Annotated in this window: 22 protein-coding genes and 2 tRNA genes; 9 read left to right on the top strand and 15 right to left on the bottom strand. The window is 72.5% G+C overall.

Annotated elements, in window-relative coordinates:
* Positions 1-16: 16 nt before the first annotated feature.
* Complete coding sequence (locus JNO54_RS07005; protein WP_307818096.1) at positions 17-1693, bottom strand: DAK2 domain-containing protein; 1677 nt, start codon at positions 1691-1693, stop codon at positions 17-19.
* A 77-nt stretch (positions 1694-1770) separates the two neighbouring features.
* Between JNO54_RS07005 and JNO54_RS07000 the strand changes: the two genes are divergently transcribed.
* Positions 1771-3738 (top strand): alpha-amylase family glycosyl hydrolase, encoded by a 1968-nt coding sequence (locus JNO54_RS07000; RefSeq protein ID WP_204143248.1) that lies wholly within the window; start codon positions 1771-1773, stop codon positions 3736-3738.
* Positions 3739-3890: 152 nt separating this feature from the next.
* A complete protein-coding gene (rpmB, locus tag JNO54_RS06995; protein ID WP_204143247.1) occupies positions 3891-4085 on the top strand; it encodes a 50S ribosomal protein L28 in 195 nt (64 codons plus the stop codon).
* A 76-nt stretch (positions 4086-4161) separates the two neighbouring features.
* Here the strand turns inward: rpmB and thiL are convergent, their stop codons facing one another.
* Entirely contained in the window at positions 4162-5199 is a 1038-nt protein-coding gene (thiL, locus tag JNO54_RS06990) for a thiamine-phosphate kinase (RefSeq protein ID WP_204143246.1), read from the bottom strand.
* 69 nt (positions 5200-5268) lie between these two features.
* Here thiL and JNO54_RS06985 point away from each other — a divergent pair, with 69 nt between their 5' ends.
* Complete coding sequence (locus tag JNO54_RS06985) at positions 5269-5502, top strand: Lrp/AsnC family transcriptional regulator (RefSeq protein ID WP_204143245.1); 234 nt, start codon at positions 5269-5271, stop codon at positions 5500-5502.
* A 5-nt stretch (positions 5503-5507) separates the two neighbouring features.
* On the top strand, positions 5508-5993 hold the full coding sequence (locus JNO54_RS06980; protein ID WP_204143244.1) for a DUF3515 family protein: 486 nt from the start codon (positions 5508-5510) through the stop codon (positions 5991-5993).
* A gap of 155 nt (positions 5994-6148) precedes the next feature.
* On the opposite strand, the gene JNO54_RS06975 is transcribed toward JNO54_RS06980, so the two are convergent.
* Positions 6149-7285 carry a D-alanine--D-alanine ligase family protein gene (locus JNO54_RS06975; RefSeq protein WP_204143243.1) on the bottom strand — a complete coding sequence of 379 codons (1137 nt, stop codon included), beginning with the start codon at positions 7283-7285 and terminating at the stop codon, positions 6149-6151.
* Between the two features lie 61 nt (positions 7286-7346).
* On the opposite strand from JNO54_RS06975, the gene JNO54_RS06970 reads away from it, so the two are divergent.
* Positions 7347-8438, top strand: coding sequence for a trans-sulfuration enzyme family protein (locus tag JNO54_RS06970; protein WP_204143242.1), 1092 nt, complete (start codon positions 7347-7349; stop codon positions 8436-8438).
* 33 nt (positions 8439-8471) lie between these two features.
* On the opposite strand, the gene JNO54_RS06965 is transcribed toward JNO54_RS06970, so the two are convergent.
* Positions 8472-9467: an NAD(P)H-dependent glycerol-3-phosphate dehydrogenase gene (locus tag JNO54_RS06965; protein WP_204143241.1), complete on the bottom strand. Its 996-nt coding sequence runs from the start codon at positions 9465-9467 to the stop codon at positions 8472-8474.
* Positions 9464-10312 (bottom strand): lysophospholipid acyltransferase family protein, encoded by an 849-nt coding sequence (locus JNO54_RS06960; RefSeq protein WP_307818095.1) that lies wholly within the window; start codon positions 10310-10312, stop codon positions 9464-9466. Before JNO54_RS06960 ends, JNO54_RS06965 begins: the two co-directional genes overlap by 4 nt.
* Before the next feature lie 25 nt (positions 10313-10337).
* Here JNO54_RS06960 and JNO54_RS06955 point away from each other — a divergent pair, with 25 nt between their 5' ends.
* Positions 10338-10544 (top strand): hypothetical protein, encoded by a 207-nt coding sequence (locus tag JNO54_RS06955; RefSeq protein ID WP_204143239.1) that lies wholly within the window; start codon positions 10338-10340, stop codon positions 10542-10544.
* A gap of 51 nt (positions 10545-10595) precedes the next feature.
* On the opposite strand, the gene JNO54_RS06950 is transcribed toward JNO54_RS06955, so the two are convergent.
* The 3 genes from JNO54_RS06950 to leuC form a co-directional block, all read right to left on the bottom strand.
* The gene (locus JNO54_RS06950; RefSeq protein ID WP_204143238.1) at positions 10596-11246 is read right to left on the bottom strand and encodes an HU family DNA-binding protein; all 651 of its coding nucleotides are present in this window, start codon (positions 11244-11246) and stop codon (positions 10596-10598) included.
* A 171-nt stretch (positions 11247-11417) separates the two neighbouring features.
* Complete coding sequence (gene leuD, locus JNO54_RS06945) at positions 11418-12011, bottom strand: 3-isopropylmalate dehydratase small subunit (RefSeq protein ID WP_204143237.1); 594 nt, start codon at positions 12009-12011, stop codon at positions 11418-11420.
* A 9-nt stretch (positions 12012-12020) separates the two neighbouring features.
* Complete coding sequence (gene leuC / locus JNO54_RS06940) at positions 12021-13433, bottom strand: 3-isopropylmalate dehydratase large subunit (RefSeq protein ID WP_204143236.1); 1413 nt, start codon at positions 13431-13433, stop codon at positions 12021-12023.
* 131 nt (positions 13434-13564) lie between these two features.
* Between leuC and JNO54_RS06935 the strand changes: the two genes are divergently transcribed.
* A complete protein-coding gene (locus tag JNO54_RS06935; protein ID WP_204143235.1) occupies positions 13565-14314 on the top strand; it encodes an IclR family transcriptional regulator in 750 nt (249 codons plus the stop codon).
* A gap of 112 nt (positions 14315-14426) precedes the next feature.
* On the opposite strand, the gene JNO54_RS06930 is transcribed toward JNO54_RS06935, so the two are convergent.
* The 4 genes from JNO54_RS06930 to gltX form a co-directional block, all read right to left on the bottom strand.
* On the bottom strand, positions 14427-15719 hold the full coding sequence (locus JNO54_RS06930) for a glycoside hydrolase family 1 protein (RefSeq protein ID WP_204143234.1): 1293 nt from the start codon (positions 15717-15719) through the stop codon (positions 14427-14429).
* 66 nt (positions 15720-15785) lie between these two features.
* Positions 15786-15858, bottom strand: a tRNA-Glu gene (locus JNO54_RS06925).
* Positions 15859-15967: 109 nt separating this feature from the next.
* Positions 15968-16039 (bottom strand) — tRNA-Gln (locus JNO54_RS06920).
* Between the two features lie 102 nt (positions 16040-16141).
* Complete coding sequence (gene gltX / locus JNO54_RS06915; RefSeq protein WP_204143233.1) at positions 16142-17680, bottom strand: glutamate--tRNA ligase; 1539 nt, start codon at positions 17678-17680, stop codon at positions 16142-16144.
* A gap of 36 nt (positions 17681-17716) precedes the next feature.
* Here gltX and JNO54_RS06910 point away from each other — a divergent pair, with 36 nt between their 5' ends.
* Positions 17717-18322 carry a class I SAM-dependent methyltransferase gene (locus JNO54_RS06910; RefSeq protein WP_204143232.1) on the top strand — a complete coding sequence of 202 codons (606 nt, stop codon included), beginning with the start codon at positions 17717-17719 and terminating at the stop codon, positions 18320-18322.
* Here the strand turns inward: JNO54_RS06910 and JNO54_RS06905 are convergent.
* From JNO54_RS06905 to JNO54_RS06895, 3 genes are read right to left on the bottom strand one after another with little or no spacing between them, the layout of a single operon-like run.
* Positions 18249-19586, bottom strand: coding sequence for a threonine/serine exporter family protein (locus JNO54_RS06905; protein ID WP_204143231.1), 1338 nt, complete (start codon positions 19584-19586; stop codon positions 18249-18251). The two genes, JNO54_RS06910 and JNO54_RS06905, sit on opposite strands and share 74 nt — an antisense overlap.
* On the bottom strand, positions 19583-20359 hold the full coding sequence (locus tag JNO54_RS06900; RefSeq protein ID WP_204143230.1) for a fumarylacetoacetate hydrolase family protein: 777 nt from the start codon (positions 20357-20359) through the stop codon (positions 19583-19585). The genes JNO54_RS06905 and JNO54_RS06900 overlap by 4 nt, the downstream gene beginning before the upstream one ends.
* A 41-nt stretch (positions 20360-20400) precedes the next feature.
* A complete protein-coding gene (locus JNO54_RS06895; RefSeq protein ID WP_204143229.1) occupies positions 20401-21495 on the bottom strand; it encodes an SGNH/GDSL hydrolase family protein in 1095 nt (364 codons plus the stop codon).
* 97 nt (positions 21496-21592) lie between these two features.
* Between JNO54_RS06895 and JNO54_RS06890 the strand changes: the two genes are divergently transcribed.
* On the top strand, positions 21593-22450 hold the full coding sequence (locus JNO54_RS06890; RefSeq protein WP_204143228.1) for a 3-methyladenine DNA glycosylase: 858 nt from the start codon (positions 21593-21595) through the stop codon (positions 22448-22450).
* Positions 22451-22481 lie beyond the last annotated feature (31 nt).

Raw genomic sequence — 22481 nt, 5'->3', positions numbered from 1 at the left:
GACCTCCGCCGCATGCTCACTCCACCCCGATGAGCAGCGGGTAGGCGGGCTGCCCGCCCTGGAGCACCTCGACCTCGACGCCGAGGCTCAGCCCGCAGGCCGCCTGGCGCGCCCGCTCGACGAGCGCCTCGTCCGCGTCCGCGCCGACGACGAGGGTGACGAGCTCGGACCCGGCGCTGGCGAGCCGCTCGATGACCTCGACCGCGACCTCGCCGAGGTCGTCTCCGACGATCGTGATGTCGCCGGCCACGACCCCGAGGGCGTCGCCGACCTCGCACTGCCCGCCGCTCGTCAGGCCGGGCTTGACGGCGACGGTCACGCCCCCGTGCCGGGTCCCCGCAGCCGCGCGGGTCATCGCCATCTCGTTCGTGCTGACGTCGGCCCCCGGGTCGTGGACGGCCATCGCGGCGATGCCCTGGACCGCGGTCCCCGACTCGATGACGTGCACCTGCTGGCCCTCCTGGCCGGCAGCCTGGGCGCAGGCCCGGGCGGCGAGGATCGTGTCGCGGTCGTTGGGCAGGAGGATGACGTCGCCGGCACCGGTCCCGCGCACGGCCTCGAGCAGCTCGCCCGCGGACGCCCGACGGGCCGGGCCGGACATGACGACGGCGGCGCCCGCCTGATGGAGCAGCTCGGCGATCCCCGGCCCGGCGGCGCAGGCGACGACGGCCAGGCCGACCCGGGGCTGCGGCCGGAGCGCGTGCGTCAGCGGCGTGACCTCGACGCGGTGGGGACGTCCGGCGGCCATCCCTGCCTCGAGCGCCCCGCCGATGTCGTCGACGTGCACGTGGACCTTCCACAGCTCGCGGTCGCCGCTGACGATGACGCTGTCGCCGAGCCGGTCGAGCTCCTCGCGCAGCCGCGCCGCCGCGTCCTCGTCGGCCCCGTCGAGGAGGTACATCACCTCGAAGTCCGGGCCCTGGTGCTCCTCGTCCTTGGCGTCACCCGCGGAGACCGCCGGTGGCCGCACGGTCGGCACCGACCACTCGGGTCGCTTGCGCAGGTCCATGTTCATCGTGAAGTCGTCGACCTCGTAGCGGTCGAGCGGGGTGTGGTCGCGGACGACGCGGTCGAGCGCCTCGACGAAGAGCAGGTAGCCCGCCCCGCCCGCGTCGACGACGCCTGCCCGGGCGAGCACCTCGAGCTGCGAAGGGGTGCGCGCGAGCGCCTCGCGGGCCGCGACGACGCACCGTGCGGTGACGCCGGCCAGCGGCTCGCCGGCGGCTGCGGCCTCCTTCGCCGCCTCCGCGACCGCGTCGGCGACCGAGAGGATCGTCCCCTCCTGGGGACGGACGACGCTCTCCCGGGCGCGCACCGCCGCGGTCTCCATGGCCCGGGCGAGCAGGCGCGCGTCGGCGACCTCGGCGTCGGCCGCGACGAGCTCCTCGCTCACGCCGCGGACGAGCTGGCTGAGGATGACCCCGGAGTTGCCCCGGGCGCTGAGCATCGCGGCCCGGGACATCGCGGAGGCCTCCGCGGCGAGCCCGACCTGCCCGAGCACCCCGCGGCGCTCGTGGTCGGCCCGGACGGCGTCGAGCGCCTGGTCGAGGGTGAGGTAGAGGTTGGTGCCCGTGTCGCCGTCCGGGACGGGGAAGACGTTGAGCGCGTCGATCTCGGCCCGGCGGGCGGCGAGCGCCGACCGGGTGAGCACGGCCCAGCGACGCAGGGCATGAGGATCGAGGACGGTGAGCACGACTCGTACGCTAACGGAGCGCACCGACGCGGCCCGGCGCTTCGGAGCGACTGGTCGCCCGGGCACTGGAGGACGGCATGCCCCTGGCACCCCTGACCCGACGGAGCACGCTCGCCGAGCTCTGCCGACGCCCGGTGGGGCGCGACGTCGTCGACAAGCTCATGCTCCAGGTGGGCGCCCCACCACGCCTGCTCGGCGCGCTCGGCTGGCTGCGGCTCGGGTGGCTCGACCGGCTGGGTCGTCGCTGGACCGGCCCCGGTCTCGTCGACGGGGTGCTCGACATGGTCAACGCCGAGCCCGACCTGCCGCTCGACGGGCCGGCCCCCGACCCCGCCCCGTGGTGGCGCGAGGCGGTGGTCTACCAGGTCTACCCGCGGTCCTTCGCCGACGGCGACGGCGACGGCGTCGGCGACCTGCGCGGCATCATCGACCGGCTCGACCACCTCGCCGACCTCGGCGCCGACTGCCTGTGGCTCTCCCCGATCTTCGCCTCGCCCAACGAGGACATGGGCTACGACATCAGCGACTACCGCGACGTCATGCGCGAGATGGGCACGCTCGCCGACGTCGACGAGCTCGTCACGCAGTGCCACGCCCGCGGCATGCGGCTCATCCTCGACCTCGTCGTCAACCACACCTCCCACGAGCACGAGTGGTTCCGCCAGGCGATCGCCGACCCGGACGGTCCGTACGGCCGCTACTACTTCCTCCGCGAGGGCGACCCGGACCGGCCGCCGAACAACTGGCGCTCCTTCTTCTCCGGCCCCGCGTGGCGGTGGGTCCCCGAGGCCCGCCGATGGGCCTTGCACCTCTTCGCCCCCGGCCAGATGGACCTCGACTGGAGCAACCCGGCCGTGCGCGATGAGGTCGCCGACATCGTCCGGTGGTGGATGCGCCGGGGGGTCGACGGCTTCCGGCTCGACGTCATCAACTACGTCTCCAAGCCCGAGGGACTGCCGGACGGTCACCCCTTCGTCGGTGAGCTGCTGGAGTTCACCGGGATCGAGCACTACGTCTACGGACCCCGCCTCCACGAGCACCTGCGCGAGCTGCGCCAGGAGGGCTTCACCCGGCGCGAGCCCCCGGTGTCGACAGCCCGCCGTCGTCTGCCCGACGGCTCGCTCGGCGACCCGCTCCCGCCGGACCCGGTGGGGCTGATGGTCGGTGAGACGCCGGGCATCGGGCGCCAGCTCGGCCGGATGCTCAGCGGGCACGGTCGCCACGAGCTCGACCTCGTCCTCAACTTCGACGTCCTCGAGACCCCGGGCCACACCCGGTGGGACGACTACGCCTACGACCCGACGCACCTCAAGCGCTACTTCCGTGGGTACGCCGAGGCGATCACCGACGGCGACTGGCTCGCGGTCTTCTTCGACAATCACGACAACCCCCGGATGCTCAGCAAGATCGCCGCCGGCCGCGAGCGCGACCCCCGGACGCGGACGGCGATCGGCGCGATGCTCGCGACCCTCCAGCTGACGATGCGGGGCACGCCCTTCCTCTACCAGGGGCAGGAGCTGGGGGCGATCGACCACGACTTCCGCGGCGTCGACGACCTGCGCGACGTCGAGTCGCACAACCGCCACGCAGCCCTCGTCGCCGACGGGGCCTCGCCGGAAGATGCGTGGGCCGAGGTGCTCGCGGGCTCGCGCGACCACACCCGCGTGCCGATGCGCTGGGCGCCGGACGGCGGCTTCACGACGGGGACGCCGTGGCTCGAGGGCACCGACCGGGCGCCGGGCTTCTCGGCTGTCGAGCAGCGGGCCGACCCGGGGTCGGTCTACCACCGGCACCGCGAGCTGATCTCCCTTCGCCGCCAGCACCGGGCGCTCACCCTCGGCGACATCGAGTGGGTCCACCCGGCCCACCGGACCTACCTGGCCTACGTGCGGCGGCACGCCGACGAGGCCTTCCTCGTCGAGATCAACCTGTCCGAGCACCGGGTGCCCCGACCTCGGCTGCCGTGGGAGGTGGAGCCGGTCGTCGGCGGCCCCCGCGGACGGGTCATGGCACCGTGGGAGAGCACGGTCAGCCGGATCCGCTGAGCACCGTGGCCTCCGGGCACCGCACGCGTTTTGGAGCGTCGGCCGGACTCGGCTACTCTTGAGCGGTTGCCTGAGCCCTGCCACGTCCCGTGGACAGCCGGCTCGGCATGACGACTGACACCGACATCACACGATCTTCAAGGAGACCACCCGTGGCTGCCAACTGCGACGTCTGCGGCAAGGGCCCGAGCTTCGGGCACTCCATCTCGCACTCCCACCGCCGCACCAAGCGCCGCTGGAACCCGAACATCCAGCGCGTCAAGGCGCTCGTCGGCGACTCGGGCAAGACCCCGAAGCGCCTCAACGTGTGCACCTCGTGCCTCAAGGCGGGCAAGGTCAAGCGCTGACCTGCCGCTGAGCTGACGCCAGGCCGTCCCCCTCCGGGTGGGCGGCCTTTCGTCTGCCCACCATCGGCCTCACGCGTCAGCTCGCAGGAGCCTTGGCTCGTGCGAAGTGGTCCCAGCCGGTGACCTCGACGGGAGCACCGTCGAGCGTGACCGCGGGCTCCTCGGCCCCGACGACCCGGCCGATGACGCGCCACGGCGTGCGCACCTCCTCGGGGACGTCGTCGACGGACCGGAAGCAGGCGAGCAGCGAGTGCTCCTCTCCCCCGCCGAGCACCTGACGCAGCGCCTCGTCCTCGCCGAGGGCGAGCGCGAGCGGCCCGTCCGCCTCGGCCCGCAGCGCCGCACCGCCGAGATCGATGCCCACCCCGCTGGCCCGGGCCAGCCGGCCGGCGTCACGCACCAGCCCGTCGGAGATGTCGAGCATCGCGGTGGCCCCTGCCCGGGCCGCGAGCGGGCCGGACGCCCACGGCGTCGTCGGCCGCCGGTGGGAGCGCATGAGGGTCTCGACCGCCCTGTCGACCTCCGGGCTGCCGGCCGGCAGGGTCGGTGGGACCCGGCCGGCGAGGTAGAGCGCGAGGCCGCCACCGGACCGACCGAGCGACCCGACGACCGCGACGACGTCACCCGGCCGGGCCCCCGCACGGGTCACCGCCGAGCGCCCCTCGAGGTCACCCAGCGCGGTCATCCCGACGACGACCACACCGTCTGGCGCACCCGAGACATCCCCGCCGATGACCCCCGCGCCGACCCGGGACGCCTCGTGGGCCACCCCTTCGCAGAGGTCACGGAGCCAGCCCAGCTCGGTCGCCGGGTCCGCGGCGATCGTCAGGAGGAGGCCGGTCGGGACGGCACCCATGGCCGCGACGTCCGCGACGTTCTGCGTCACGAGCTTGGCACCGACCTCCCTGGCGCTCGACCAGTCGTCGCGCCAGTCGATCCCGCGCACCATCGAGTCGGTCGTCGCGACGACCGAGCCCGAGGTGGCGAGGACGGCCGCGTCGTCCCCGGGCCCGATGACGGTGGCCGGACCGCCCCCCAGGCCGAGGACGGGCAGGATCTGCGCGAGGACGGCCTCCTCGTCGAGGTCGGCCAGCCGAGGCGAAGGGGGACGCACGGGCCCACTCTCTCACCCGGTACGGTCAGGGCGAGACGCCCGGCGAGCGGGCGGGCCGAGAGGGGTGTCATGGTCCAGGCCTACGTGCTCATCCAGGCCGAGGTCGGGCGGTCCGGGCAGGTCCGCGCGGAGATCGCCGGCATCGCAGGGATCGTCGAGGTGCACGAGGTCACCGGGCCCTACGACGTCATCGCCCGCGCCGAGGGGACGACCATGGACGAGGTCGCCCGGCTCGTGCTCACCTCGCTCCAGCGGGTCGAGGGCATCACCCGCACCCTGACCTGCCCGATCGTCACGCTCTGAGCCGGATGACCGCCACCGAGGCCTCCCCCGGCCGCCGCGCCCTCGTCGTCGTGCTCGTCGTGCTCGTCACCGCGGGGCTCGGCCTGGCCGTCCTCCTCACCCGCACCGGACCGGTCGACGTCGCGCTGCCCCCCGAGGCACGCGGGCCGGCCTGCCAGGCCGCCGGTCAGGTGTGGCCGAGCGAGGTCGCCGGCCAGGGCACTCGCGACACCGATCCCGCCGACCGCTCGGTGAGCGCATGGGGGGACCCGCCGGTGATCGCCCGCTGCGGGCTGCCGGCGCTCGGTCCGACGATCGAGCAGTGCATCTCCGTCGACGGCATCGACTGGGTCGCGCAGGACCTGAGCGACGGGACGCGGCTGACGACCTTCGGCCGGGACCCGGCGATCGAGGTCCTCGTGCCGGACGCCGTCGCGCAGGCGCCGCTCGTGCTGCCGGGCTTCGCCCGCGCCGCCGCGGAGCTCCCCGAGAACGGCCGTCGCTGCTCCTGACGGCCGGCCCCACCCGCCGAGCGGCGTCGTGTCGTGCTGAGGTCCGGCCGTCAGACGACGAGAGCTGGCGGCCCTGGGCCGGTCTGCGCACGAACTTCAGCAGGACACGATCCTCCGGGCCCGCGACCGGGGCAGCGGCGACGATGCCGAAGGCATCAGCGCAGGCCGACGGGGCGCTCGAGCGCGAGCTGGACGAGCTCGTCAATGAGCTCGGGGTAGCTCAGGCCGCTCGCCTCCCACATGCGCGGGTACATCGAGTGCGGGGTGAAGCCGGGCATGGTGTTGATCTCGTTGATGAGCACCTCACCGTCCTCTGTGACGAAGCAGTCGACCCGGGCGAGCCCCTCGCAGCCCAGCGCCTCGAAGGCCTCGGCGGCGAGCCGCTGCACCTCCGCCGCGACGTCGTCGGGGAGGTCTGCGGGGCAGGACAGCGAGACCGCCGACTCGTCGAGGTACTTCGCCTCGAAGTCGTAGAACGCGTGCCCGTGCCCGGCCTCGACGACGATCTCGCCGGGCAACGAGGTGCGGGGCGAATCCAGGCCGTGGCCCTCGAGGACCGCGCACTCGATCTCGCGCCCGAGGATGCCGGACTCGACGATGACCTTGAGGTCGTGCTCGCGGGCCGCCTCGATCGCCGCCTCGAGCTGCTCGGGGGCATCGACCTTGCTCACGCCCATCGACGACCCGGCACGGCACGGCTTGACGAAGACCGGGTAGGTGAGCGCGGCGACAGCGTCCATCGCGGCCGCCTTGTCCCGACGCCACTGACGGTCGGTGATGACGGTGTACGGGCCGACGGGCAGCCCGGCACCGGCGAAGACGACCTTCATGTAGTGCTTGTCCATGCCGGCGGCGGAGGCGAGCACGCCCGAGCCGACGTAGCGGACGTCGGCGAGCTCGAGCATCCCCTGGAGGGTGCCGTCCTCGCCGTAGGGACCGTGGAGGAGCGGGAAGACGACGTCGACCTCGCCGAAGGCCCGCGGCGGCTCGCCCGGCTCGTGGACGGCCAGCGTGCGGTCGCCGACGGAGGTCGACAGCGCGACCTCGGTGCCCTCGTGGACGACCTGCGGGGTGTGGCCCGGGGTGAGCCGCAGCGGCGCGGGGTCGTCGGCGGCGAGTACCCACGAACCGTCCTGGGCGACACCGATCGGCACGACGTCGTAGCGCTCCCGGTCGATCGCCGAGAGGACCCCGGCCGCGGTGGCGCACGAGACGGAATGCTCGGAGGAGCGCCCGCCGAACACGACGGCGACGCGGGGCTTGCGGGGCTCGGAAGGCGTGGTGGAGGTCATCGCGCACGACTCTAGTGGGCGGCCCGGCCACCTCCACCCCTTCGGGTTTACCGTGTCGCCCATGGTCACCCCTTCGCCCGACGACTACGCCCCCGCGACCCAGGTCGTCGCCCTCGGCCGGCCGGACCGCGGCCCCGGGGCGCCGCTCAACGTGCCGCCCGTCTTCACCTCGACGTACGAGGCGGACGGGCCGGTGAACTACGCGCGCGCGGGCAACCCGACGTGGACGGCCCTCGAGGATGCGGTCGGCGCGCTCGAAGGGGGATCCGCCCTCGCCTTCGCCTCGGGCATGGCTGCCGTCTCGGCCGTGCTCTCCCTCGTGCCGGCCGGCGGGACGGTCGTCGCCCCCTTCGCCGCGTACAACGGGGTCGTCGTCAGCCTCACCGAGGCTGCCGAGGCCGGCCGGCTCACCGTGCGCTGGGTCGACGTCACGGACAGCGAAGGGGTGGAGGCAGCCCTCCCCGGCGCCGACCTCCTCTGGCTCGAGTCGCCGACGAACCCCCTGCTCTCCCTCGCCGACCTGCCCCGGCTCGTCGGATCCGCCCGGGAGGCGGGCGTGCTCGTCGCGGTCGACAACACCTTCGCCACCCCGCTGCTGCAGCGACCGCTCGAGCTCGGCGCCGACATCAGCGTCCACTCGGCGACGAAGTACCTCTCCGGGCACTCCGACGTCATCCTCGGCGTCACCGTCTCCCGGACCGGTGAGGGCGGCCCGGAGCTCCACGCCCGGCTGGCGCGCCACCGCCTGCTCGGCGGGGCGATCCCCGGGCCGATGGAGAGCTGGCTCGTCCTGCGGGGGCTACGCACCCTCGCGCTGCGGCTCGAGCGGGCCTGCGCGAACGCCGCTGAGCTCGCCGCGCGGCTCGAGGGCCACCCCGCCGTGACCCGCGTGCGCTACCCCGGGCTCGGGGCGATCGTCTCGATCGAGACGGTCGGCGGGGCGGAGGGTGCCGAGCGGGTGTGCGCCGCGGTCCGGCTGTGGTCGCACTCGACGAGCCTCGGCGGCGTCGAGTCGCAGCTGGAGCGGCGCCGGCGCCAGCCCGGCGAGCCGGCGTCGACGCCCGACGAGCTCATCCGGCTCTCCGTCGGGGTCGAGGACGTCGAGGACCTCTGGCGCGACCTGTCGCAGGCGCTCGACCACGCTGCCCGCTGAGGCGCCGGGCGACCTACGAGGAGCCGCGAGGGGTCAGTCCGTCTCCGACTTGCGTGCCCGCGACAGCAGCGCGTGCACCATGTCGTGGACCGAGACCCCGTGGTGCACACAGGCGTTGACCTGCTCGATGATCGGCACGTCGACGTCGTGGTCGCGGGCCAGCGCGTAGATCGAGGCGCACGACTTGACCCCCTCTGCCGTCTGGCGCGTCTTCTCCTGGACCTCGGCGACCGTCATGCCGTGGCCCAGGCCGACACCGAAGGAGTGGTTGCGCGACAGCGACGACATGCAGGTGGCGATGAGGTCGCCGACGCCGGCGAGCCCGGCGAATGTCCGGGCGTCGGCACCGAGGGCCACGCCGAGGCGGGTCATCTCGGCCAGCCCGCGGGTGATGATCGAGGACTTCGTGTTGTCCCCCAGCCCCATCCCTTCGGCCATCCCGACCGCGAGCGCGATGACGTTCTTCACCGCGCCGCCGACCTCCGCACCGACGAGGTCGGGCGAGGTGTACGGCCGGAAGTAGCTCGTCGCCACGGCGGCGGCGACCCGGTCGGCGGCGCTCTCCTCCGGGCAGGCGATGACGGTCGCGGCCGGCTGCCGCTGGACGATCTCCTTGGCAAGGTTCGGTCCGGACACCACCGCGATCCGCTCGGTGGGCACTCCCCCGGCCTCGGCGATGACCTCGCTCATCCGCTTCGTCGTCCCGAGCTCGACACCCTTCATGAGAGAGACGATGATCCGGTCACCGAGGACGTCGCCCCACCCGGCGAGGTTGTCGCGCAGCGACTGGCTCGGGACCGACAGGACGACGATGTCCGCGCCCTCGACGGCCTCTGCGGGGTCGGTCGTGCCCGAGATGGAGGACGACAGCTCCAGGCCCGGGAGGTAGTCGTCGTTGCGCCCGGCGCTGATCTGGTCGGCGAGCCCCTGGCGTCGTGCCCAGATCGTCACGTCGTTGCCGGCGTCGGCGAGCACCGTGCTGAAGGCGGTGCCCCAGCTGCCACCCCCGAAGACTGCGATCTTGCTCATCGTTGTCCCTCTCGTGCGGCCTTGCGCCGCGTGTCCTCGTTCTTGAAGTTGCCGATGACCGTCATGCCGTGAGCCTTGGGGTCGAAGCGGACCGCCGGCGCCCGCTCGCCACGGATCTCCTCGAGCTCCCGGGTGATCGCGGCCATGATCCGGTGGGTCGCCTCCATGGCGACCTCCATCGTCGGCTCCCGCTCGTAGAGGTCGTCGAGCTCGACCGGCGGCCCGAAGCGGATGTGGATCGTCTTGCGGGGGAAGAGCTTCGGGATGTGCGCGTACTCGGGGATGACATCCTGCGGGCCCCACTGCGCGACGGGGAGCACCGGGTGACGCGACTCGAGCGCGAGCCGGGCGGCACCGGTCTTGCCGCGCATCGGCCACAGGTCGGGGTCGCGCGTCAGGGTGCCCTCGGGGTAGATCGCGACGCAGCGTCCCTCCGCGAGGGCGGCGACCGCGTCGCGCAGCGCCGTGGCGGCCTCCCGCGACTCGCGGTGGACCGGGACCTGCCCCGCGCCGCGGAGGATCCGGCCGATGACGGGGGTCTGGAAGAGCTCGTTCTTCGCGAGGAAGACCGGGGCGATCCCGTGGTCGTAGAGCGTGTGCGCCCACGGGAAGGGGTCGAAGTACGACAGGTGGTTCGGGGTGACGATGAAACCGCCGTCGTCGGGGAGGTGGTGCAGGCCTGTCACCGAGTAGCGCGTCGCGAGGCGAAGGGGTGGTCGCAGCACGTTGGCGGCGAAACGGTATGCGCCGGGGACGGGTGTGCGGTGCCTGACCACGGTGCTCCCTTCGTCGGCCGGTGACCGCAGCGGTGCGGTCGCGCCGGTGCTCCGGCGAGGCTGACTCACCTTAACGAGAACTAGGCTGGCTGCCATGCAGGCCACGGTCCTCTCCCACGACCCGGACGGCACCGTCCTCGTCACCGATGCCGGCGCCCGGCTGCCGGCGAGCGCCGAGGCCTTCTCCGGGTCGGGGCTGCGCGACCTGCGACCGGGCCAGCGACTGAGCGTCGAGGTGGACGACGGCGTCGTGACGCGGGCGTGGATCACCGGCATCGGGGACGAGGAGCCGATCCTCTGACACGCCGAGGGCGCCCCCGGCCGCTTGTGCCGGGGTGCCCTTGTCGTGGGTTCAGCTCGTCTTCTTGGCGGACGCCTTCTTGGCCGTCGTCTTCTTGGCGGACGCCTTCTTGGCCGGAGCCTTCTTGGCCGTCGTGGTGGTGTCCTTCTTCGCCGGAGCCTTGTTGGCCGTCGTGGTGGTGGCCTTCTTCGCCGGAGCCTTCTTGGCCGTCGTCGTGCTGGCCTTCTTCGCCGGTGCCTTCTTGGCGGTGGCCTTCTTCGCCGTCGTCCTCGTGGCGGCCGTGGTCGAGGTCGCCTTCTTCGCGGGCGCCTTGCGACCTGAGGAGAGCCCGGTGACCTTGCCCGCCGTCTCGACCGCGGAGTCGACGGCTGAGGCGACCGTGCCGGCCGCGGCCCGGGCGACCGCGGGGGCCGCCTTGGGCAGCGACTTCGGGTTGGCGACGTAGGACTTGAAGCTCGTCGCGGCCTTGAAGCGTGGCACGTTCGTCTTCGGGATCTTGACCGGCTCGCCGGTCTGGGGGTTGCGCCCGGTCCGCGCCGCCCGGGCCGCCTTCTCGAAGGTGCCGAAGCCGGTGATGGCGACCTTGCCGCCCTTGCTGACCTCTCGGACGATCGCGTCGAGCACGGCGTCCAACGCGTCGGCGGCCGCCTTGCGGCTGCCCAGGGTCTGCTCGATCGACTTGATGAGTTCTGCCTTGTTCACATTCGCTCCACGGTGCTCCGAGCCGGCGTCCCCGGCGAGGACGAGCGGGCGACGTTGCCCGGTCTACCCATGACGGTAGAGCGCAACGGCGGACAGATCCATCACTACGGGCAGATCACTCCGGCGAGTCTCGCGCGCGAACCCGCTACGGAGCGGGCAGATCTCGACCGGTCAGGCCGGTGCGGTCGTCGGCTTGTACGCCGGACGCGACGCCTCGAAGGTGTCGATCGAGTCGGCGTGCGAGAGCGTCAAGCCGATGTCGTCGAGCCCCTCGAGCAGGCGCCAGCGCGTGTAGGCGTCGATGTCGAAGGTGCACACGATCTCGCCCGCCGTGACGGTCCGGGCGGAGAGGTCGACGGTGATCTCGGCGCCGGGGTTGCTCTCGAGGTACTTCCACAGCAGCTCGACGTCGTCCTGGCTGACGACGGCGGCGAGCAGACCCTGCTTGCCGGAGTTGCCGCGGAAGATGTCGGCGAAGCGGCTCGAGATGACGACACGGAAGCCGTAGTTCATGAGCGCCCAGACGGCGTGCTCGCGCGAGGAGCCGGTGCCGAAGTCGGGACCCGCGACGAGGACGGACCCGGAGGCGAACTCCGGCTGGTTGAGCACGAAGGTCTCGTCGGCCCGCCACGCGGCGAAGAGCCCGTCCTCGAAGCCCGTGCGGGACACGCGCTTGAGGTAGACCGCCGGGATGATCTGGTCGGTGTCGACGTTGCTGCGGCGCAGCGGGACGCCGATGCCGGTGTGGGTGGTGAACTTCTCCATCGTTGCTCCTCAGACGCTCTGGGCGACGGGCTCGAGGTCGGCCGGGCTGGCGAGGGTGCCTCGCACGGCGGTGGCCGCGGCGACGAGCGGGCTCACGAGGTGGGTGCGACCACCCTTGCCCTGCCGTCCCTCGAAGTTGCGGTTCGAGGTCGACGCGCTGCGCTCGCCGGGGGCGAGGGTGTCGGGGTTCATGCCGAGGCACATCGAGCACCCGGGGAGGCGCCACTCGGCACCGGCCTCGGTGAAGACGGCGTCGAGCCCCTCGGCCTCGGCCTGCAGCCGGACCCGCGCCGAGCCGGGGACGACGAGCATGCGCACGCCGTCGGCGACCTTGCGGCCCTTGACGACCTCGGCGGCTGCGCGCAGGTCCTCGATGCGCCCGTTGGTGCACGACCCGACGAAGACGGTGTCGACGGCGATCTCGCGCAGCGGCGTGCCGGCGATGAGCCCCATGTACTCGAGCGCGTTCGCCGCGGCGACGCGCTCGGACTCGTCGGCGATGTGCTCGGGGTCGGGGACGGCGTCGCCGAGCGGCGCGCCCTGGCCGGGGTTGGTGCCCCAGGTGACGAAGGGGGTGAGCGTCGCGGCGTCGATGTCGACGACGGCGTCGAAGGTCGCGTCGTCGTCGGTGCGCAGCTGGCTCCAGTCGGCGACGGCGGCGTCCCAGTCGGCGCCCTGCGGCGCGTGCTCGCGTCCCTGCAGGTAGTCGAAGGTCGTCTGGTCGGGGGCGATCATGCCGGCGCGGGCGCCGGCCTCGATCGACATGTTGCACACGGTCATCCGGGCCTCCATCGAGAGCGCCTCGATGGCCGGGCCGCGGTACTCCAGGACGTGGCCCTGGCCGCCGCCGGTGCCGATCTTGGCGATGACGGCGAGGATGAGGTCCTTGGCAGTGACGCCGTCGGCGAGCTCGCCGGTGACGTTGATCGCCATCGTCTTGAAGGGCTTGAGCGAGAGGGTCTGCGTCGCCATGACGTGCTCGACCTCGCTCGTGCCGATGCCGAAGGCGAGCGCGCCGAAGGCGCCGTGGGTCGAGGTGTGGCTGTCGCCGCAGACGACGGTCATGCCCGGCTGGGTCAGCCCGAGCTGCGGACCGACGACGTGGACGATGCCCTGCTCGGCGTCGCCCATCGGGAAGAGCCGGACGCCGAACTCCTCGCAGTTGGCGCGCAGCGTCTCGACCTGGGTCTTGCTCACCGGGTCGGTGATGGGGCCAGGGGTGGTCGGGACGTTGTGGTCCTCGGTGGCGAGGGTGAGGTCGGGACGGCGAAGGGGGCGACCGGCGAGCCGGAGGCCCTCGAAGGCCTGCGGGCTGGTCACCTCGTGCAGGAGGTGGAGATCGATGTAGATGAGGTCCGGCTCGCCCTCAGCACGCCGGACGACGTGCGCGTCCCACACCTTCTCCGCCAGGGTCTTGCCCATGCTGGACCTGCTCTCCTTCGTCGGTTGACGCTCGCCGGGTGGTGCCGTCGAGCGGTGTCCTGGGGCGAGGGTCGCACGCAGGTCGCGTCGGTCATCTTGCGTCTCAGGTCGTGAGATGTCAGTATCAGCACATGGACAACGGAAGTGGCGTCGGCGTTCTCGACAAGGCCGCCATCGTGCTGAGCGCCCTCGAGGCCGGCCCCTCGACCCTCGCTCAGCTCGTCACGGCGACCGGTCTGGCCCGCCCCACGGCGCACCGCCTCGCCGTCGCGCTGGAGCACCACCGCCTCGTCGGTCGCGACATGCAGGGCCGCTTCATCCTCGGTCCGCGTCTCGGCGAGCTCGCCGCCTCGGCCGGCGAGGACAAGCTCCTCGTCGCGGCCAACCCCGTCCTCGGCGCGCTGCGCGACCACACGAACGAGTCGGCGCAGCTCTTCCGCCGCCAGGGCGAGCACCGCGTGTGCGTCGCCGCGGCCGAGCGCCCGGTCGGCCTGCGTGACTCGATCCCCGTCGGCGCGACCCTGAGCATGCTCGCCGGTTCGGCCGCCCAGGTCCTCCTCGCGTGGGAGGAGCCCGACCGGCTGCACCATGGCCTGCACGGTGCGGCCTTCACCGCGACGATGCTCTCCCAGGTCCGCCGCCGAGGTTGGGCGCAGAGCGTCGGCGAGCGCGAGCCGGGCGTCGCCTCGGTCTCGGCCCCGGTCCGCTCCCCCTCCGGCCGGGTCATCGCGGCCGTCTCGATCTCGGGACCGATCGAGCGGCTCTCCCGCCAGCCCGGGCGCCTCCACGCGGCCACCGTCATCGCCGGCGCCAACAAGCTCACCGAGGTCCTCGAGCGGCACGCCAAGGCCGCCGAGGCCGCCGACCGCGACACCGAGTAACCCACCCACTCCCCCTTCGCCCGGTCCAGCAGATCCAAATTTCCCCAGGCTTCTGTCATCGGCCCGCGAATGTTCGCGAGCGGATCTCATCTCCCTAGGGAAATTTGGATCGTCAGGCGGTGCGGTAGGCCTGGGGGGCGACGTGGCGGGCGTGCATCTCCTCGGTCACCCCGCGGTTCGCGATGATCTGCGCGTAGAACCGCCCGGACTCCTTGACCGTCCGATCCCCGCTCTCCCAGTCGAGATGGACGAGCCCGAAGCGCGGCGCCTCGCCCACGTCCCACTCCCAGTTGTCGACGAAGCACCAGTGGTAGTACCGCTCGAAGGGCAGCCCGCTCGTCACCATCGTCGCGAGGTGCTCATGGAGGTACCGCGCGCGGAAGGCGTCGTCGTTGTCGCACGTGCCGTTCTCGGTCACCCAGATCGGACCGGGGTAGCGCTGCACGATCGGCGCGACCACCTCGAGCAGCCCCTGCGGGTAGATCTCCCAGTCGAGGTCGTTGACCGGCACGTCCTCGAAGCGGTTGTCCGAGATCCCTGTGACCGCGCTGCGCGTGTAGTAGTTGATCCCGACGTAGTCGTGGTGCGCGCCGGGCGTCACGTCGTCCGGCTGCCCGCCGAGCTCGATGCCGAAGCAGCCGCCGAGCATCGCGTCGGTGAGCACGTCCTGGAAGAGGTGGGCGTTGACCCTCGCCATCGCCCGGTGGACGGGGTTGCCGGAGGCGAAGGGGGCGAAGGGGCGGACGTGGTGGGCGAAGCCGACGCGCGCCTGCGGCGCAATCTCGTGGATCAGGTGATAAGCGCGGCAGTGCCCGATCGCCATGTGCCGCAGCACCTTCCGCAGCGCGAGCCAGGCGTTGGTCCGCCCGGGCGGGAAGTTGCCGAAGAGGTAGCCGCCGACCGCGTAGACGTTCGGCTCGTTGATCGTGCACCAGTCGGTGACGACGTCGTGGAGCTCCGCGACGACGACCCGCACGAACCGCAGCCAGGTGTCGACCGCCCGGTCGTGCTCCCACGCCCCCATCGCCTCGAACCACGACGGATGGCTGAAGTGGTGCAGCGTGACCATCGGCTCGATGCCGGCCGCCCGCACCGCCTCGAGCTCCTCGCGGTAGCGGGCCAGCGCCTCGCGGTCGAGCTCGCCCGGGCGGGGCTCGACCCGTGACCACTCGATGCCCATGCGGTAGGTCTCCAGCCCGAGCTGTGACATGAGCGCGGTGTCCTCGCGCCACCGCTCCCAGTGACCGGTGCTGCGCAGCGGGGTGGAGCCGTCCTTGATGCGCCCGGGGATCATCGACCAGTCGTACCAGCTGTTGGCCCGGTCGCCGCCCTCGATCTGGACAGCCGCCGTGGCCACCCCGAGACGGAGGTCACCGAGGTCGAAGGAGGTGGGGATCTCAGGCATGGCGTCATCCTGCCGCACCGGAACGACGAAGACCCCCGCTCGATGAGCGAGGGTCTCCGACCGATGTAGCCCCGACGGGATTCGAACCCGCGCTACCGCCTTGAGAGGGCGGCGTGCTAGGCCACTACACAACGGGGCCATGTGTGCTGATCGGCCGGCGAACCGACCAGGACAACGGAGGAAACCTTACCCGGTGAGGGGAGGATCTCCGAAATCCGCATCTCCTCCGCCGGAGCGGAGAAGCAGCGCTGGGGTACCAGGACTCGAACCTAGAACGACTGAACCAGAATCAGCTGTGTTGCCAATTACACCATACCCCAAGGGGTATCACTGCCCCTTCGTTCTTCTCCCGGAGGAGAACCCGCGCGGGCAGCGCACCGAGGGTCGATCTTAGCGGCCGTGCCCGCCGGTCCCAAATCGCCTCAGCCGAGCCGCTCCCGCAGCCCTCGCAGCCGCGCCATCGTCGACGGCTTGCCGAGGATCTCCATCGACTCGAAGAGCGGCGGGCTGATCCGCTGCCCCGAGACGGCGGTGCGCAGCGGGCCGAACGCGAAGCGCGGCTTGATGCCCATGCCCTCGACGATCGCCTCGCGCAGCGCGGCCTCGATCTGCGGCGCGTGCCACTGGTTCGCGGCGATGTTCTCACCGAGCACACCGTCGGGCTTGTGCAGCCCGTCGAGCGCGGCGATGGCTGCGTCGAGCACCGCCGGCGCGTCGTCCTTGAGGCCGTCGAGCGCGTCCTGCGCGAGCTCCAGCTCGTCGTCGGCGACGTAGAAGGGTCGCACCATGGGCGCGGCCTCCGAGAGCAGGTTGACCCGGGTCTGGATCTGCTCGGCGATGCTCTTGAGCCGCGCGAGCTCCCCCATCGTCGGGCTCTCGCCGAGCACCCCGTCGGCCTGGAGGAAGGGGACGAGCCGGCTCGTGAGGTCGCCGAGCTCGAGGTCCCGGATGTACTGCCCGTTGAGCCAGTCGAGCTTCTTGAGGTCGAAGATCGGGCCGACCGTGTTGACCTTGCTCCACGCGAAGTCCCGGCTGAACTCCTCGAAGGTGAACTTCTCGACGTCGCTGCCGTCCTCCCCCTTCGCCGGCGGGTAGGCCAGCAGGCCGAGGAAGTTCACGACCGCCTCGGGCAGGTAGCCCTGCTCCTGGAACCACGCGAGACGGGCCCAGGGGTTCTTGCGCTTGGAGATCTTCGACTTGTTCTCGTTGCGCAGCAACGGCATGTGCGCGAACCTCGGCGGGGTGAGGCCGAGCCACTGGTAGAGCAGGACGTGCTTGGGCGTCGAGGAGATCCACTCCTCACCGCGCACGACGTGGGTGATGCCCATCTCGTGGTCGTCGACGACGACGGCGAGGTGGTAGGTCGGGAAGCCGTCGGCCTTGAGGATCACCTGGTCGTCCGGTCGCGGCGCCGAGACGGTCCCACGGATGACGTCCTCGAAGGTCGTCGGCGCGTCGTCGGGGACGAGCATCCGCACGACGGGCGTCTCGGAGAAGCCCTCGAGCTCGGCCCGCTCCTCGCGGGTCTTGCCGTGGCAGAGCCGGTCGTAGCCGGTCGGCTGCTTGAGCTTCTGCTGGCGGTCGCGCATCGCGGCGAGCCGCTCGGAGGAGCACCAGCAGTGGTACGCGTGGCCGTCCGCGATGAGCCGCTCGACGTAGGGGCGGTAGGTCTCGAGCCGCTCGCTCTGCCGGTACGGCGCGTACGGCCCGCCGACGTCCGGCCCCTCGTCCCACCGCAGCCCGAGCCACCCGAGGGTGTCGTAGAGCTGCGCCTCGCTCGTCGGGTTGAAGCGCGCGCGGTCGGTGTCCTCGACCCGCAGGACGAACCGGCCGCCCTGCTGGCGCGCGAAGGCGAGGTTGAAGAGGGCCATGTAGGCGGTGCCGACGTGCGGGTCACCGGTGGGCGAAGGGGCGACCCGCAGTCGCGGGGTGGCGTCAGGGGCTGTGCTGGGCGTCGTCATGATGGTCCGATGCTAGCCGCGCGCTAGCGTGGTCGGATGACCCGTGAACCCAACGCCTGGGAGGTGCGCCTCCGTGAGGACCCCGGCCACTCCGCCTGGTACGTCGAGCGTTTCCGCGCGATGGCCCGGGAGGGGCGCGACCTCGACGGGGAGGCACGGCTCGTCGACGCCATGCTCCCCCGCGGCTCCCGCGTCCTCGACGCGGGCTGCGGGCCCGGCCGGGTGGGCGGCTACCTCCACCGCGCCGGCCACACCGTCGTCGGCGTCGACTACGACCCGGCCCTGATCTCTGCCGCCCAGGAGGACCACCCGGGCCCGACCTGGCTGGCCGGGGACCTCGCCGACCTCGACCTGCCGGCGGCCGGCATCGCCGACCCCTTCGACCTCGTCGTGTGCGCCGGCAACGTCATGACCTTCCTCGCGCCGAGCACCCGGGCCGAGGTCCTGCGCCGGTTCGCCGCCCACCTCGCCCCGGAGGGGCGAGCCGTCGTCGGCTTCGGGGCGGGCCGCGACTACCCCTTCGCCCGCTTCCGTGAGGACGCGGCGTCGGCCGGGCTGAGCGAGCAGCTCATGCTCTCGTCGTGGGACGTGCGTCCCCTGACCGAGGACTCCGACTTCCTCGTCGCGGTGCTCGGCCGCTGACCGAGCGGCGGCGCGGGAGACGCCGGAGCAGGTGCACCAGCCCCAGCCGCCGGGCTACCAGGCGCAGCGGTCGCGCCAGCGCCGCGCCGACCATGACCCCGAGCGCGATCGCCACGATGACGCTCGTGACGTCGACGACGGCCTGGACGGCGGCGCCGGCTCCCACCTCGATCTGGGTCACCGAGATCAGCCCGAGCGAGCCGGGCACGAGCAGCCAGAAGCACGGCAGGAAGGCGACGGCCCGGGGCAGCTGCGGCCGAAGGAACTCGACGAGCGTCGCCCCGAGGCTCGCGACGACCGCGCCGGCGAAGGCCCCCGCCCAGCGCGCCCCGAGCAGCTCGTGCCCGAGCAGCTGCCCGAGGTAGGTGCCGAGGACGGTGACGAGGAGCCACGGCATGCTGCGCAGCGGCAGCGCCTCCATGAGCGCGATGGCCACGGTCACGAGGACGACACCGACGAGCGGCGCGCCCCACCCGAGCGCGTCGGGCCGCGGCTGCTGCAGCACCTCGACGGGCACCCGCTGCAGCGCGACCGCCCCACCGACCCCGAGGGCGAAGAGCAGCATCTGGGTCGTGCCGTGGCCGAGCCGGGCCGTGCCCGCGACCATCGCCCCGGCAGCCAGCTCGGTGAGCCCCGTGACGATCGTGGCACCCGGCAGGAGGACGGCGATCGGCGCGACGAGGGTCCACAGCGGCGCGTCGACGAGCCCCTGGGCGTGCGCCCAGCACGCAGCCGCAGCGGTGGCGAAGGCGGCCGCGAGGGGCACGAGGGTGCGCACCGTCGGGTGGCGGCCGGCGAGGAGGATGAGGACGACCGTGACCGGCGCGAGCAGCACGGCGAAGAGCAACGACGACCACGCCGGTGCGAGGACGAGCGCGATACCCGCCGCGGAGAGGATCACCCCGAGCGGCAGGCCGATCCGCGGGTAGCGGTGGGGCTGGCCGCGGAGCGAGGCGAGGTGCTCCAGCGCGGCGTCGGCGTCGGTGCGTCCGGTCCGCAGCCCGGCGTGGATCGCGCTGACGTCGGCGAGCTGGTCGAGCCGCAGCCCGCCATCGACCTTCTCGAACGTCGCCGCCCGGCCCGGGGCGAGCGCGACGTGCAGCGCGGTCGGGAAGCAGCCGACCTCGACCTCGGGGTGGCCGAGGGCCAGCGCCGCCTCGCGGACGTCCTCCTCGGCCTCGTGGACCGGCATGCCCCCGGCGAGCAGCCCGGCGCCGAGCCACGCGAGGAGCCGCCGGTCGCGCTCCTCGAGGGTCTCGGTCACCGCTCGGCGGCGACGAAGGGGTTCGAGAGCGTCCCGATGGCGTCGATCTCGATCTCGACGCGCTGGCCGGCGACGACCGGGCCGACGCCCGCCGGGGTGCCGGTGAGGATGACGTCACCCGGCAGCAGCGTGAAGGCCTTGCTCGCGTAGGAGATGAGCGCGGCGACGCCGTGGACCATGTCGCTCGAGTGCCCGTCCTGGAAGACCTCGCCGTCCCGCGTGGTGACGATGTCGACGGCCTGCGGGTCGAGCTCGGTCTCGATCCACGGGCCGAGCGGGCAGAAGGTGTCCATGCCCTTGGCCCGCGCCCACTGCCCGTCCCCGCGCTGGAGGTCGCGGGCGGTGACGTCGTTGGCGATCGTGTAGCCGAAGATGACCTTCTTGGCCTCCTCGGGCTCGATGTCCTTGCACATCCGCCCGATGATCACCGCGAGCTCGCCCTCGAAGGACACCTCGCTCGTCGACGCCGGGATGACGACCGGGTCGCCGGGGCCGACGACGGCGGTGTTGGGGATGAGGAACATCATCGGCTCGTCCGGGACCTCGTTGCCCATCTCGGCCGCGTGGTCGGCGTAGTTGCGCCCGATCCCGATGATCTTGCTCCGCGGGATGACGGGGGCCAGCAGCCGCACGTCCTCGACCTGGTGGACCGTGCCGGTCAGCTCGATCCGCTGGTAGAGCGGGTCGCCGGTGACCTCCGCGATCTTCTTGCCCTCGCCGTCGACGAGGCCGTAGGCGGGCTCGTCACCTGTCGTGTACCTCGCGATGCGCATGGGCACACGATAGGACGCGTGGGCACCGTGGCCGACAGCCGTCAGTGACGGGCAGCCGCGCGACGACGGGCGGCCGCCGCCCCGCCCAGCAGGCCGGCCATCGCGAGGAGGGCGAGCACCGCCGGGAGCGTCGCGCCCACGGGCAGACCCCCATCGGTCTGCACGAGCGCCGGGGTCTGCGGCCCCCCTGCCGTCGGGCTGGGCGGCACAGTGCTCGTCAGGTCCACGGTGGGCGAGCTGCTCGACGACGAAGGGCTGGACGACGGCGAGGAGGGCTCCTCACCCCCGCTCAGCTCCCGCAGCATCGCTGCGACGACGGAGGCGATGAGTGCGTACCCATCGTCGTTGGCGTGGATGTCCTGCTCGGTGCACATCCACGTCATCGAGCAGATCATCGCGACGTTGGCCGGGATCTCGCCGTAGGTCGGGTCGTCGACCATGGTGAAGTCGCTCGTGCGGAAGGCGTCGCTGACATCTGCGAAGTCGGCACCGGCGGCCGTGGCCGAGGTGTCGTAGATGCCGTTGAGTGCGTTGACGAGGGTGAGGGACAGCCGCGCGAGATCCTGGCCGGAGGGACCGGTGAGCCAGGCAGCGAGGAAGACGTCGGGGTAGTTGGTCACGATGACCTGTGCCTGCGGGGCCGCGGCGCGCAGCTCGGTGAGCAGACCGGGCAGCTCTGCCCGGATCGTCGCAAGGCCCTGCTGGACGCAGGCGAGGTCGACCGAGCCGGAGCCCGAGACGCAGGTCTGCACGTTGTTGCCGCCGAGGGAGAGTGTCACGAGGCGGGTCTCTGGGTGCTCCGCGAGGAAGGCGAGCGCGGCCTCACGCTGCGAGCCCTCGTAGCTGCAGAAGCGGCCACCATCACGGTAGGACTCGACCGTCTCGCCCCCGCACGAGAGGTTCGTCAGCTGCGCACCGGGGGCCAGGGCCGCGAAGGCGTCGAGCACCGGGCCTGCGTACCCGCCCTCAAGGTCCGCGCCGCTGCCCGGCTGGTAGCCGGCGCCGTAGGAGTCGCCCAGCGCGAGGTAGGCGACCGGCTCGTCGGTGGCTGCTGCCGGGCGGGCCAGCGCTGGTCCGGCACCCAGCCCGAGGACGAGCAGCACGGCGGCCAGGACGGTGAGGATGCGACGCTGCATACCTGCTCCTTGCGGTACGGGCCCGACGTTGGGCGTGATGACGGCCGACCTTACGCGCGGTTGGGCCATCGCGTCGGCGTCCCGGCAGACTGTCTCCATGCTTTCTCCTCGCCCTCGCGCGGACTGGGCCGCGGAGGCGAGTGCCCACGCGGCCCGTGTCGACGAGCTGACCGCCGGGCACCGGGAGCGCCGGGCCCGGGGCGAGAAGCACCCCGTCGAGGACTTCCTCTTCGAGTACTACGGGCACCGACCTGCCCAGCTGCGCCGCTGGCACCCGGGAGTCGGGGTCGCCCTGGCGGACGCACCGGAGTACGCGGCGTGGTCCGGCTACGTCGTCGACGACGACGGGTTCGCCCGGGTCGACGACGAAGGGGTGATCGCCCGCCGAGGGCGGGCTGTCGCCTTCGTCCGGGGTCTGCTCGAAGCGACCCTCTCCCGACCGCCGCACCTCGGCTGCTTCGGCATGCACGAGTGGGCGATGGTCTACCGGCTCGCCCCCGGCGAGCAGCGGCACGAGCAGCTCCCCCTTCGGCTAGGGCAGGCGCAGACCGACGCTGTCGTCGAGCGCCACCAGGTGCGGTGCAGCCACTTCGACGCCTATCGCTTCTTCACCGAGCCGGCCCGCCCGCTCAACCAGCTCCGGCCCACCCGGGAGGGTCAGGTCGGGCTCGAGCAGCCCGGCTGCCTGCACGCGGGGATGGACCTCTACAAGTGGTGCTTCAAGCTGAGCCCGCTTATCCCCTCCGCCCTGACGCTCGACGCCTTCGAGCTGGCCCGCGAAACCCGGACGCTCGACATGCAGGCCTCCCCCTACGACGTCAGCGGGCTCGGGCTGAGCGCCGTCCGGGTCGAGACTTCCGCCGGCAAGGCCGAGTACCTCGAGCGGCAGCGCGACCTGGCCGGCCGGTCGAACGCCCTGCGCCGTCGCCTGCTCAAGGTGCTGCCCACCACCTGAGAGTGGCGACGATCACACCCGCCTCGTACGG

The sequence above is a fragment of the Janibacter endophyticus genome, from assembly GCF_016888335.1.
Lineage (GTDB): Bacteria > Actinomycetota > Actinomycetes > Actinomycetales > Dermatophilaceae > Marihabitans > Marihabitans endophyticum.
Note: the sequence above shows the minus strand (reverse complement) of the source record. Positions and strands in the feature narration are given on the sequence as shown.